Origin of the sequence: Rahnella sp. 2050 (genome assembly GCF_040544515.1) — a bacterium.
Lineage (GTDB): Bacteria > Pseudomonadota > Gammaproteobacteria > Enterobacterales > Enterobacteriaceae > Rahnella > Rahnella aceris.
The window spans coordinates 164,183-175,895 of the sequence record NZ_JBEPKE010000007.1 but is presented as its reverse complement, the minus strand read 5'-3'; the positions used below and the strand labels follow the sequence as shown (position 1 = coordinate 175,895).

Sequence of the window (11,713 nt, the reverse complement as noted above, 5' to 3'; positions counted from 1 at the left end):
CATGGCGCGGGTAAATTAACCCACTAACGACGCCGGATATATGGTCGCAAACCGTATCGAACCAGTACTTGTAACACCCGGGGCGTCCATATATGGTCAACAAAAACTGGCCACGGCTTTAGAGTTTTTCCAAAACAATCTTTCCGCTTCTGCCACTCAGTTGCCCTAACAGTAAAGAGGGCAACTGTGAGCGAGAAGGCGACATTCGCTTTAAAGGTCACTTCATCCGTATGACAGAAAACCTCTAAAAAGCGGATTGAACGATTATGCGGGATTCTTACAGGAGCAAAAGAACCATGCAGTTTATTTTCCTGATAATCTCGTTCGCATCTGGGCAACGTACCTTGGTTCATCCGTTCCCGCCGTCCCCTCCATTTGCCCCGGGAGAACCATCAACCAGAACGAACCCATTAACGTTGTGTTGCGTTGATGGCCATTTGGACGATGCGTCCGCATGGGCGAACGATGTTGACGCCAAGTAAACGAGAGCTGTAAATATATAGATTAGTTTCAGACGCATAAGCAGCACCTTTTTGGAAAAACACTATTTGCCTGAGAGCGCTTACCTTAATTGCTACATGGGACGGCCGCGCCGCCTTTACCAGCCGCACCGCCTTTACCGCCTTTACCACCCTGCCCATTGTTACCATCCTTACCTGGCTGCCCATCTTTACCAGAATGCCCGCATTTTACCGTCACTACCTTAAGGGAACTGGCCTGGTCTGCTGACACAGGGATTGTAGCTGTACTGTTCGGCGTTATCGCATTTTCAGCATGTACTACACCCGACAAGCAAAACTCAGTACAAAACAAAAATGCTACTAATTTAAGATTCATATTCACAAAGAATTCTCCTCAACTGCGTGTTATAAAAACTGCCAGATCGTGTGATCTGGCAGTATGGGATTTATATGATCTTAGTCGCCACCCGCTCCGCCATCGCCTGCAAGAATAATCAGATGGTCAACAGAAGATGTATTGAAGTGGTGGAGTGGTTCCGCTGCTCTGGATAAACCCGTAAAGGAGATAAATAACAACGCTGCAATTCTACTTACTTTCATAATTAAAACCTCATTGTCAAAAGTTGGGGTTATTATTTCTGGTAAAAGAATGCCTAATGATCTTGCAAAATAAACATAGCAACCGATTTGTAATATCTTTATTTAATAATGTAATACTATATTTCCTTTCAACTTTTTTATTGTTGTTGAGCAGGTGATTTCTTTTCGATTTTTATTTTTTGTTTATGTATTGTTTATGTGGGCAGTTAAATAATCTTTTTCCAACCCGTTCTTCCAGTTATTGTAAAAGCTAAATTCAATATGGGGATTGATTGCTTTGTCAAAAAAACTTAATAAACATAAAGGGAAATGATTACGTGTGAATTTAAAATCAGCAGTTATGAGATTCAACGCAAATGATCTAACTCTGCTCTTGTAGGGCCTGCATGGAAAACGGACAACACCCTACGTTAAGCCTGTTTTTTAAGCAGGCATGACAGGCAACGTTGAGCGAGCAGCAGGCATGATACCCTCGGGATAGTTTGGAAACAGTGTTGTCCCATCCCCCGTTTTGGCTGATGCTTTCCTTAACAGAATGCTTTATGTTGGTCACACTCATCCTGCAGGGTATAACCATGATAACAGTAGAGAAATCAGATCCATTTTCTTCAGAATCTCATCGCTTAATCGAAATGCTGTCAGCAGAACTTGCCGCTATTACTGGTGATAATGGCAAAAGCAATTTCACCGTTGAAGCAATGAGTGATGACAAAGCTTTATGGGCATTAGCAAAGAATTCTCATGGCAAAGCTATAGGATGCGGTGCTATACGGCCATTAACGCAAAATATCGCCGAGCTTAAAAGAATGTTTTCAGACCGAAGTGTGTCAGGGATTGGCGGTGCCTTAATCACTTTTCTTGAAAAATCTGCAAAAGAGATGGGATATACAGAACTTAGGCTGGAAACCCGACACATGAACTATCGGGCTGTAAATTTCTACGAGAAAAATGGTTATATCCGTATTGAGAATTACGGCCCATACATAGGCAGGACTGAAGCTGTCTGTTTCTCAAAGCCATTGCGCTGATTGTATCTAGAGGATCTGACGTCCGCTTTTGGCACAAAGCTCCGCGCAATTATGCGCGGGAAGCGAACGTAAAGGTTTTCAGATGACAACGAGGGCGCTCCCCCGGCATAACGCCAAAAAAGCCAGCAAATGCGCTGGCCTGGTTTTTAGTGTATGTGCTTCCGGCGGGCTTACACCTTAAACATATCAGCACCAATATACTCGCCTTCCTTCGGTGCCGGTGGCACGAAGAAAATACCCGATCCGATATGTGAAATATATTCATTCATCGCGTCGGATGCGCCTAAACGGTTCTGAAGCGCTTCAAACTGCGCCGGATCTTTCTGATAGCTGATGAATAACAAACCGGCATCGAGCTGGGCCATATTATTCAGTCCGTCCGTGTAGTTATATGAACGGCGCAGGATTTTAATCCCCCCATTATTTTCATGTGCGGCCAGGCTGATATGCGCAGTGGCCGGAATAATTAAGTTGCCGTCCGCAGCCGTTTTCTTAAAGTCCGGCGTATCAAACTCTCTGGTGCCGGTCAGCGGCGCGCCGGAGACTTTATGGCGGCCGAACACATTGTTCTGGTCGCTGACGCGGTCAGTATCCCAGCTTTCAATGTGCATCTTGATTTTGCGTACCACCTGATAGGTGCCCTGCTGCTGCCACGCAGGACCGCCATCGTTGATCCAGACATATTTGTCAAAATCTGCTTTTTCGGTGATGTTGCGGGTGCCGTCTTTAAAGCCGAATAAATTGCGCGGTGTGGACTGGCCTTTACCGGCTGACGCACGGCCAAAGCCCATGACCGTCCAGCGGGTCTGCGCAGCGCCGGTACTTTTGGCGATACGCGCCAAATCACGAATGGCGTGATAGGCCACCTGCGGATCATCCGCACAGGCCTGAAGCGAGAGGTCACCGCCGGTCACTTCAGGTTGTAAGTCATCGCTCGGGAGCTGCATCAGTTCACGCATCAGCAACGGTTTTTGTTTCACCAGTCCAAAGGTTTCGCTGAACACGCGCGGGCCGAGGCCAACGGTGACGGTCAGTGACGCCGGACCCAGATCTAACGCCTCGCCGGTATCCATTCCGACGCCACTGTTACGCAGAGGCTCAATCTGACCAATGGTGCCACCTTTCATCAGTTGGGCAATCGCCGATGACCAGCGCGCCAGCAACACCTGCAAATCCTGACGGCTGGTGGTGGTGAGATCAAACGTCATGTACATGATGTGGCGCTGAGGCTGCGTGCTGATCCCCGCCTGGCCGCCGGTGCCGTAAAAAAGGTGTTCACGTGAAAGATCGACCTTATCTTCCGGGTCACGGGCGGCGGTCTGTCCGTGCGCCTGGCTGACCGCAGGAATGGCCAGCGCACTTGCGCCCGCCACTGCACCTTTGAGCAAATCACGCCGGGAGAACTTACCGGCCTCCCTGGCCGGTTGGTGTTTATCGCTCATTCCTCAGGCTCCTTTATTCGCCGCGACTTTCTCACCAATCTTAGACAGGGGTTCTTGCAACGCCTGAATAGTACGGCTCAATTTAGCAGCATCAGAGGCTTTCAGTTCTGCGGTGTAATATTTGTAACCGCCGGGGACTGAAGGATCACGATAGGTTTCCAGCATAACGTGCACGGCAGCGAACTGCGCGGCAACCTGTCTGGTCAGCGCCGGATCGATTTTTTCCAGCCCCGGTTGCAGGTAAGCGAACGCCTGTTGCGCACCTTCTACGTTACCCGCGAAATCAACCAGATCGAAGTGGCTGAAGGCTTCTTCCTCACCGTTGATTTTGGTGTTCTGCACTTCTTCCAGCAGATCTGCGGCACCGTTCGCCAGATCTTCAGGTTTGTAAGTCAGCGCTTTGGTCAGTGTGTCGAGCTGTGCGACGTTTTTCTGTAATTCGGCAGCCAGCTGTTTGGTTTCATTCGTGATTTTACCCTGACCGAACAGGTCACGCTCAATGGCGTGGAATCCATGCCAGCCTGCTTTCGGGTCAAGGTTAGACGCACGCATGTCGATCAGATAATCGAGGTTACCGGCGTTGTCCGTCGCTTTGAAGCCCGGCAATACAAACCCGCTCACATCAGATTCAATACGTTCGTAGAAAGGACGCGCTTTTGCGTAATCGGCTTTCGCTGTAGCAAGATCTCCCGCATCAATATCCGCTTTCAGGCGGTTCACACCGACCACCATCGCATCCACCACGCCATTCACATAAGTGGCGTAATCTTTGGTGCCCTGCGCCAGAATGGTCCCGGCGCTGCCCGCAGGTTGTGTGGCGCTTTTGCCGGTGACGGTAAAGTCGGTCATTTCATGTTGCGCGCCCGGACAATAGATTTGATATTTGCCGCCGTCGAGAGTCAGGGTGAATTTCACCATCGGCAGGCCGGGTGCCAGATTCTCTTTTTCGCCCAGAATACGATCATTGCTCAGCAGCTCTAACTCCGTGATGGCGGTTGCCGTTTTGTTCACCACATTGAACGTGACCGGCCCCGCTTTCGCTGAATTATGGTCAACCACACACGTACCGCCGTTGTCTCCGGTCATGGTGATATTCACTTGTGAAACGCCATTTTTTACCGCTGCCTGCGCCGCATCAGCCGGTGCTTCCACTGAAAACATCAGCAACGCCGCCAGGCCCGCCGTGGTCATCAGAGATTCTTTTTTCTTAAAATTCGGTTTACGCATGAATTTCATTTCCTTTATTTATTTTTTGGCAAATTGGTGTGTAGTTGAGAACCGAATGACAGGCTGTATTCACCCGCAGCGGCCAGCCTTTCATTACGGTGTTTCAGGAGAACCCGTCGTGCTGAGAAAACAAAAATCAGGGCCAGCGCGGCCAGAATGACCGGCAACATATATGCCCAGAAACGGTAGGTATCTTGTGCGATTTGCAGTTGTTGCAGGGCATCAGAAACGGTCTGCTGATACGCCCCGCTCACCTGCCAGTTGCAGGCAGAAGCGGCCGCCGTCGGATGACGAACGGTGATGGTTCGCGGGGATTGCAGGCCGCTGCCGGAAAGCGTGATCAGCTCATCTGCCCGGGCACTGGCCCCCAGCAACACGCCCTGCGCCACAGAGGCCTGAACAGTGCAACTGACCGACCACTGCGCCTGATAAGGCCCCGGATGCATCGCCGGATTCAGACCAATGGGAATACGGTTGCCATAGAATGCCACCAGTTGATCAAGCGTCAGAACGGCAGGCGCATCCGCAGGCGTAAAGCGAGATTTGGTTTGCCATTCGCGGGTTTGCAGGCCGCCATGATGACCGGCAATGGCGGCGCTGGCGGGCAGAACGGTCACCCTCACGTTGCCGTCCGCAGGCGTCACATTCAGCTGATAGCCGTTCGTATCAGACAACAGTTTTACCTCACCCGCCGGTGCGGTGTTCCGGGTGTCATTACTTACCAGCGGTGCGCTGGCAGGCAGTTGCAGTGTGTAGTTTGGGTAAAAAAGGCGCAATCCCACTGCTGACACGACCATCACACCGGCAAATGCCAGCCGCAGCCGCGCACCGTTAATCGCGGAGGGACGGCGGTGTGCAGGCCAGTAAATCAGCAGCGACACAATGACAATGTAGAGCAGCCAGGCGACAGTCTGGATCAGGTTCGGATCCGGCGGAATGCCCAGCACGCCGGTAATCAGCGCTGAGCGGACAGTGCCCGGCGGCACCAGCCAGGCGAGATCCGCCACGCGCTGCTGCCCGATATTCAGCCAGCCCGCTTCGTGTGCTGTCAGCAACGCGTTAATGATTAATCCGCCTGCGACCAGGATCAGGAACAACCCCGTGAAGCGGAAAAAGCGCGAGAGATTGATGCGGATGCCGCCGAAATAAATGCCACAGCCGATGCCCATCGCCACCAGCAGGCCGGTTACCGCGCCGGCCGCCGCCCACATGGCTGACTGCGCTACCGAGAATGTGGCGAGCAGAAACACGCTGGTTTCAAAGCCTTCTTTCAGCACGGCGAGAAAAGCCATACTCGCCAGCGCCCTGGCGCCTGACTGGCTTATCGCCTGCGCGGCTTCGCTTTCCAGCTCATTTTTCATGGTGTGAGCGTGGGTGTTCATCCACATGATCATGCCAGTGACAAAGAAAACAGCGATCAGGCCGATCACCGACTCCATTCCTTCCTGACTTGCCTGCGGTAACGCGCGTTCGGTCATCTCCAGCGCCACGCCGACCATCACCGAAAGCATCAGCGCCAGCCCGACGCCCATCCACATCGCGAAAAGGCTTTTACCGTTTTTGCGTAAGAATGCCGCAATGATCCCGACGATAAGCGCCGCTTCCAGACCTTCACGAAGACCGATAATAAATGTGGCTAACAAAGGGCAAACTCCAGGCAACAAGACGCATTATCAAATTATTAATGATAATTGATATCAGTTGACTGAACGCCAGGGAAGAAATGGAGTATGAGGATTTGCAACAGAGTGCTGGAGAAATATGAATATGATGTAAAGCGTGGTTTATTTGTAACCAAATAAAAAATTCACTAAAAAATAGCCGCTGGCTGACAACAGTACAGAAAATGCTGACTGATATTCTGTACTGTTCAGACCCGACTTTTGCGCTTAAGACAGATAATTTGCCGCACGGATTCACGCAAACTGATGGTACAGAATATATCGCGTATCATCGACACATCGGCCTTTAATCCGCGCAACCAGCCCATTTTAGCGGCTTTATACGGGCTGATAACGCCCTGCCAGCTGACAACCTGCACGCGCAATCCGGCGGCAATCCACTGCTGATTAATCCAGACTTCCAGCCCGAAATGCGGTAACCGGCGGATGGCTGCGAGATGCTGTGCGACTAACTCGCGCGCAAACACCCGTTCACCGGAAATATAATCCAGCCCGATAAACCGCCAGATCCACGGGCTGTTGCGCCTCAGGCTTATCGAGACCTCCGCCTGATGCGCCATCACCGGCCTGATGAGCGCGGTTATATCGTCATAACTCAGCCCGACAAGATCCGCATCCAGCATCAGCAGATGGCTGCCCGTTGCTGCGGCAATGCCTTCGGCAACGGCATAACTTTTACCGCGATTTTCAGGCAGGCTGATCACCCTGACGTTCTTGCCCTGCGCGATTTGTGCGGTGTTATCGGCGGAGCCGTCATCCACCACGATAATCTCCCGCAGTAAAGGATGGTTCTGCACCACATCCAGCACCCTGCCGATGCGGCTGCCCTCATTGTGTGCCGGAATAATGCAACTCACCGTGATCATTGTTTAGACTTAAGCCAGATAACACCGGTGACGGCCAGCAGGATGAACAAACCCAGGGATACCCAGGCTATCCAGTTGTTCACCTGTGCGATGATATCGCCGAACATCCAGCCGATACCCAGAAGAAACAGGCTCTTGGGAACAGCCGCGATGATGTTATAGAACAGAAAAGGCACCAGCGGCATGCGCGCCATGCCCGCGCCGGTCAGCACCAGTGCGCCAGCGGAATGAGTCAGTTTGGCCAGCACCAGCAACCGCCCGCCTTTGCGGTCAAAACTTTTCACCATTTTTTCCAGTCGCGGCTGGGTCAGCCCGAGACGGGCCAGCCAGGCGGGCGGTTGGCCGTCAGCTTTGATCACCCAGCGCCCGAGCGAGTAAAAAATAATATCCCCGAGCACTTCCCCGATCATCACCACGGTCAACATGGCGGACAAACTGAAATAGCCGAGACGAACGAAGTAGCCTGCAATCACCGTCACTACCGGCCCTTCAAGGATAGCCAGCGGCGTCATGATCAGCAGGCCGTGGGCTCTGATAAGCGTTTCGAGTGTTTCAAGAGAAAACATACTGTCCTTATTTCCCCGACGGCTGGCTGGCAGATGCGGGGTGTTTTTTATCTACGTGCCTTTCACCTAAAACTGTGCCCCGCCACGTAAAGCCGCGCCCGGTCCAGCACCATAACCACAAGGCGGGCAGCAGGATATCGCGGATGCACATTGCCAGAATATCTCTCAGTTGATGCGGCCAGCCGAGCGCTTTGGCCAGCACCCATTCACCGCCATACCACAGCACAAAAAGCACCGGCAGAGCAAACAGTGGCAAATCACCGCGGGCAGTCAGCCACAGCACCGCCGCCAGCACGGGCAAGAAACCAATGATAATTTCAGGCACAAACAGCCAGAAAAAACCGGCACGGCGGATACGCGCCCAGCGCAGTTGTCTGCTCCAGACCGCTTCCAGACTGCGATGCCCGATAGGCTGCGCAAAAGGCTGTGCAGGTAAACGGACTTTCAGCCCGGCGCGGCGCACCAGTTTGGTTGAGGCGACATCTTCCGCCAGCTCACTACCCAGCGCCGCCATTCCGCCGCCATTATCAAGCACCTCGCGCCGCCAGCACAACGTTTTCCCCTGCGCAAAGCCGTTACCGAGAAAATCCGACAAATACTGCCAGCGCGCCTGATGCGTGTTCAGCATGGCGGCTTCCACGGCACCCCAGAAATTCTCCGGAATCATCCCGACTGCCGGAGAACTCACCAGTCCGGTTTGACTGTCAAAGGTATTCATCAGTGAACGCAGATAATCCGGCGGTAACAACAGGTTGCTGTCTGCCATGGCCACCACGCCTGCGGTGGTATGACTCCAGGCTTTATTAAGATTGTTCACCTTCGGGTTGGCAGATATTTTGTCATCGCCAGTCAGCAGGCGTGCAGGCTTATCAGGGAATTCAGCCATCAGCTTTTCCACCAGCGGGATCACCGGATCAAAGCGTGACGCCACGCAGAACACAATTTCGTAAGCGGGATAGTCCTGATAAAAACTGGAGCGCAGTGTTTCCTCTTCAAAGGCGTTATATCCGCACAAAGGCCTGACCAGCACGATAAATTCCGAGGTTTCATGCGCTTCATCGCGCAGGATACCGCGGCGCATTCGCCACCAGGCGATCAACAGAGAGGAAAACTGGAGGGTGATCAGTACACTGCCCAGTGCGGCGATCACTGCGGTGTTCAATACCATGACGATGCCCCTTCATTCAAAATATCTGCGATGAGAATTCCAGACTTCCGGCAGTCAAAACGCCATCCTACAGGCGTTACGTTAAGGAATTCTTAAAGGGGACGCGGGGCACTGCGGAAGAAATAAAGGAGTGAGTACGGGGCATCCGTACTCACGTGGGTTTTTATCGCTATTATTTCGAACGGCTAAAACCTATTTCGCCCCTGCCACAGCTTCGCGGGCAAGTGCAGTAATACGATCGTAATCACCGCTTTCCAGCGCATCGGCTGGCACCAGCCAGGATCCGCCGATGCACAGCACACTTTTCAGCGCCAGATAGTCGCGGTAATTCGCCAGTGAAATCCCGCCTGTCGGGCAAAAACGCACCTGCGGGAACGGACCACCGATCGCCTGCAATGCTTTCACCCCGCCGTTAGCTTCCGCCGGGAAGAATTTGAATTCGCGCAGACCGTGATCCAGACCCAGCATCAGTTCAGAAACGGTACTGATACCCGGGATCAGCGGAATGGAACCGGCGGTCGCGGCGGCAAGCAATTCGTCTGTCAGCCCCGGACTGATGGCAAACTGTGCGCCAGCGTCGGTGACATCTTGCAGTTGCTGCGCATTCAGCACAGTACCCGCGCCCAAAATCGCCTCCGGCACATCGCTGGCAATGGCACGAATGGCGTCCATGGCACAGGCGGTGCGCAACGTCACTTCCAGCACACGAACACCACCGGCCACCAGCGCTTTCGCCAGCGGAACCGCCTGTTCCAGTTTATTGATAACGATGACCGGCACAACCGGCCCCGCCGTCAGAATGTGTTCTGCGCTTGTTTTCCAGTTTTTCATTCTTGTCTTCTCATCCGTTTCGATAAATTAAAAAGTAATGCAGCAGGCGCCCTGTTCCGCGCCGGAAAGCTGGCTGCGCAAGGCACTGAACAGCTCACGGCCACAACCGATATGTTCTGCGCTCAGATCAGGCTGATACGCTTTTCGTTCAGCCAGTTCGGCAGCATCAACACGCAATTCGAGTTCGCCGGTTCGCCCGTTGACGCGAATAATGTCGCCGTCACGCACTTTTGCTAACATGCCGCCGCTGAAAGCCTCCGGCGTCACGTGGATAGCAGAAGGCACTTTGCCGGAAGCGCCGGACAAACGACCGTCGGTGACCAGTGCGACACGGAATCCGCGATCCATTAATACGCCAAGCGGCGGCATCAGTTTATGCAGCTCAGGCATGCCATTGGCCTGCGGCCCCTGAAAACGCACCACCACCACACAATCGCGGTTCAGCTTACCGGCCTCGAATGCCGGAACAATGTCATGCTGGCTTTCAAATACCACCGCAGGGGCTTCGATAATCTGATTATCCGCAGGCACCGCCGAGGTTTTCATCACCGCACGCCCGAGATTACCCGACAACACTTTTGTGCCGCCGTGATGCTCAAACGGCTGTTGCACGCTGGCAATGACGTTTGTGTCGAGCGAATGCTCTGCGCCTTCGCGCCACGCCAGTTCGCCGTTTTCCAGCCACGGTTCCTGCGTGTAACGGTCTAATCCGAAACCAGCCACGGTGTTGACATCCTGATGTAACAGGCCGTTTTTCAGCAATTCGCGCACCACCAGTTGCACGCCGCCCGCCGCCTGAAACTGGTTGATATCCGCCGGGCCGTTCGGGTAAATACGGCATAACGAAGGCACCGCATCGGACAACTCAGAGAAGTCATCCCAGTTGATGACAATGCCTGCCGCACGCGCCATAGCGACCATGTGCATGGTCAGATTGGTGGAACCGCCGGTGGCTAACAGCGCAACAATGCCGTTCACCACGGTTTTCTCATTCACCATCTGGCCGAGTGGCTGATAGTTGCCGGTGGTTTCGGCCAGACGGGTGACCTGACGTGCTGCCGAATCGGTCAGTGCATCACGCAGCGCGCAATCCGGCGGCACAAACGATGCACCCGGCAGATGCAGCCCCATCACTTCCATCACCATCTGATTGGTGTTGGCAGTGCCGTAAAATGTACAGGTGCCGATGCCGTGATACGACGCGGCTTCCGCTTCCAGTAATGCCTGACGGTTTACTTTGCCTTCGGTATAAAGCTGACGGATACGCACTTTCTCTTTGTTCGGCAAACCGGTGCTCATCGGCCCGGCGGGCACAAATACCGCCGGCAGATGGCCGAATGACAGCGCCGCCATCACTAAGCCCGGCACGATTTTGTCGCAGATACCCAGATACAACGCCCCGTCGAACATGTTGTGTGAAAGGCCGATGGCCGCCGACATGGCAATCACGTCACGGCTCATCAGCGACAACTCCATGCCGTCCTGCCCTTGCGTGACACCGTCACACATTGCCGGTACGCCGCCCGCCACCTGCCCGACCGCACCCACCGATTTCAATGCGTCTTTCAGGCGTTGCGGGTAATGCTCGTAGGGCTGATGCGCCGACAGCATGTCGTTGTAGGCGGTAATAATGGCGATATCGCTGCGCACCATATTTTTCAGGGAATTCTTTTCATCCGGCTGACAGGCGGCAAAGCCATGCGCCAGATTGCCACAGGCCAGTTGCGCACGGTGAACGGTTTGCGAACGGGCAGCATCCATACGCGCCAGATAGGCTTCACGGGTGGATGCGGAACGGTTGATGATCCGCTGCGTGACACGGGCCACAGTGTTGTTAATCAT

The 11,713-nt window shown here is 53.5% G+C and carries 11 protein-coding genes; 1 reads left to right on the top strand and 10 read right to left on the bottom strand.

The genetic code is table 11. The features are described from left to right. Positions 1 to 567: 567 nt before the first annotated feature. Together ABIC79_RS21645 and ABIC79_RS21640 are read right to left on the bottom strand one after the other, a co-directional pair. Positions 568 to 843, bottom strand: a complete 276-nt coding sequence (locus tag ABIC79_RS21645) for a hypothetical protein (RefSeq protein WP_013575650.1) — start codon at positions 841 to 843, stop codon at positions 568 to 570. Positions 844 to 917: 74 nt separating this feature from the next. Continuing rightward, positions 918 to 1,061 (bottom strand): hypothetical protein, encoded by a 144-nt coding sequence (locus tag ABIC79_RS21640; RefSeq protein ID WP_013575651.1) that lies wholly within the window; start codon positions 1,059 to 1,061, stop codon positions 918 to 920. Positions 1,062 to 1,636: 575 nt separating this feature from the next. Between ABIC79_RS21640 and ABIC79_RS21635 the strand changes: the two genes are divergently transcribed. After that, positions 1,637 to 2,089, top strand: coding sequence for a GNAT family N-acetyltransferase (locus ABIC79_RS21635; RefSeq protein WP_354568465.1), 453 nt, complete (start codon positions 1,637 to 1,639; stop codon positions 2,087 to 2,089). A gap of 170 nt (positions 2,090 to 2,259) precedes the next feature. Here ABIC79_RS21635 and efeB read toward each other — a convergent pair whose 3' ends face one another. The 8 genes from efeB to edd form a co-directional block, all read right to left on the bottom strand. Continuing rightward, the gene (gene efeB, locus ABIC79_RS21630) at positions 2,260 to 3,531 is read right to left on the bottom strand and encodes an iron uptake transporter deferrochelatase/peroxidase subunit (protein ID WP_314522752.1); all 1,272 of its coding nucleotides are present in this window, start codon (positions 3,529 to 3,531) and stop codon (positions 2,260 to 2,262) included. Between the two features lie 3 nt (positions 3,532 to 3,534). Further along, entirely contained in the window at positions 3,535 to 4,758 is a 1,224-nt protein-coding gene (gene efeO, locus ABIC79_RS21625; RefSeq protein ID WP_013575654.1) for an iron uptake system protein EfeO, read from the bottom strand. Positions 4,759 to 4,772: 14 nt separating this feature from the next. Further along, a complete protein-coding gene (efeU, locus tag ABIC79_RS21620) occupies positions 4,773 to 6,401 on the bottom strand; it encodes an iron uptake transporter permease EfeU (RefSeq protein WP_354568462.1) in 1,629 nt (542 codons plus the stop codon). 227 nt (positions 6,402 to 6,628) lie between these two features. Further along, entirely contained in the window at positions 6,629 to 7,306 is a 678-nt protein-coding gene (locus tag ABIC79_RS21615; protein WP_354568460.1) for a glycosyltransferase family 2 protein, read from the bottom strand. Beyond that, complete coding sequence (locus tag ABIC79_RS21610; RefSeq protein ID WP_013575657.1) at positions 7,303 to 7,872, bottom strand: DedA family protein; 570 nt, start codon at positions 7,870 to 7,872, stop codon at positions 7,303 to 7,305. The genes ABIC79_RS21615 and ABIC79_RS21610 overlap by 4 nt, the downstream gene beginning before the upstream one ends. A gap of 7 nt (positions 7,873 to 7,879) precedes the next feature. Further along, positions 7,880 to 9,040, bottom strand: coding sequence for a ceramide glucosyltransferase (locus ABIC79_RS21605; protein WP_037035689.1), 1,161 nt, complete (start codon positions 9,038 to 9,040; stop codon positions 7,880 to 7,882). Between the two features lie 192 nt (positions 9,041 to 9,232). Continuing rightward, on the bottom strand, positions 9,233 to 9,871 hold the full coding sequence (locus ABIC79_RS21600) for a bifunctional 4-hydroxy-2-oxoglutarate aldolase/2-dehydro-3-deoxy-phosphogluconate aldolase (protein WP_112198389.1): 639 nt from the start codon (positions 9,869 to 9,871) through the stop codon (positions 9,233 to 9,235). Between the two features lie 27 nt (positions 9,872 to 9,898). Beyond that, positions 9,899 to 11,713, bottom strand: a complete 1,815-nt coding sequence (gene edd / locus ABIC79_RS21595) for a phosphogluconate dehydratase (protein WP_015689978.1) — start codon at positions 11,711 to 11,713, stop codon at positions 9,899 to 9,901.

Bases quoted from the DNA above. Each gene is read 5' to 3' on its own strand.
- ABIC79_RS21635 (WP_354568465.1), top strand. From the start codon at position 1,637: ATGATAACAGTAGAGAAATCAGATCCATTTTCTTCAGAATCTCATCGC.
- ABIC79_RS21600 (WP_112198389.1), bottom strand. From the start codon at position 9,871: ATGAAAAACTGGAAAACAAGCGCAGAACACATTCTGACGGCGGGGCCG.
- efeB (WP_314522752.1), bottom strand. From the start codon at position 3,531: ATGAGCGATAAACACCAACCGGCCAGGGAGGCCGGTAAGTTCTCCCGG.
- efeO (WP_013575654.1), bottom strand. From the start codon at position 4,758: ATGCGTAAACCGAATTTTAAGAAAAAAGAATCTCTGATGACCACGGCG.
- ABIC79_RS21640 (WP_013575651.1), bottom strand. From the start codon at position 1,061: ATGAAAGTAAGTAGAATTGCAGCGTTGTTATTTATCTCCTTTACGGGT.
- ABIC79_RS21605 (WP_037035689.1), bottom strand. From the start codon at position 9,040: ATGGTATTGAACACCGCAGTGATCGCCGCACTGGGCAGTGTACTGATC.
- ABIC79_RS21610 (WP_013575657.1), bottom strand. From the start codon at position 7,872: ATGTTTTCTCTTGAAACACTCGAAACGCTTATCAGAGCCCACGGCCTG.
- edd (WP_015689978.1), bottom strand. From the start codon at position 11,713: ATGATTAACAACACTGTGGCCCGTGTCACGCAGCGGATCATCAACCGT.
- ABIC79_RS21615 (WP_354568460.1), bottom strand. From the start codon at position 7,306: ATGATCACGGTGAGTTGCATTATTCCGGCACACAATGAGGGCAGCCGC.